Origin of the sequence: Paenibacillus sp. OSY-SE (assembly GCF_000283315.1) — a bacterium.
GTDB classification, from domain to species: Bacteria; Bacillota; Bacilli; order Paenibacillales; family Paenibacillaceae; genus Paenibacillus_B; species Paenibacillus_B profundus.
Window position 1 is genome coordinate 1 of sequence record NZ_ALKF01000029.1, and the last position, 307, is coordinate 307.

At 43.0% G+C, this 307-nt stretch carries 1 protein-coding gene; it reads right to left on the reverse strand.

The features are described 5' to 3' along the window. Positions 1–307 (reverse strand): LysR family transcriptional regulator (locus tag A372_RS0100185; RefSeq protein ID WP_019418896.1); only part of this gene is annotated, 307 nt, incomplete at both ends.

The following is a 307-nucleotide window of genomic DNA, read 5'->3' on the forward strand; positions in this document are numbered from 1 at the left end:
CTTTGAGAATACGCTCGCTTAATGTAGGGGTATTCCCAAACTCAACAGAAATCCGAATGTAAGGATAATGTTTTAAGAATCGCTTTAAAATTTCAGGTAGTCGGTAACTGGCGGTCGGTTCAGTCACCCCTATGCGAATGTCGCCTGCGGTTCCCTTTTGCAGGTTCTCCATATTTTCCTGCAATTGCTCCATATCTTTTACAATATGCAGACTTTGCTCGTAAAACATCCTGCCCGCTTCAGTTAACTTTATTTTCTTGCCCCGTTCAATCAGCTGAACTCCTAGATCGGATTCCAGTCTCTGTAT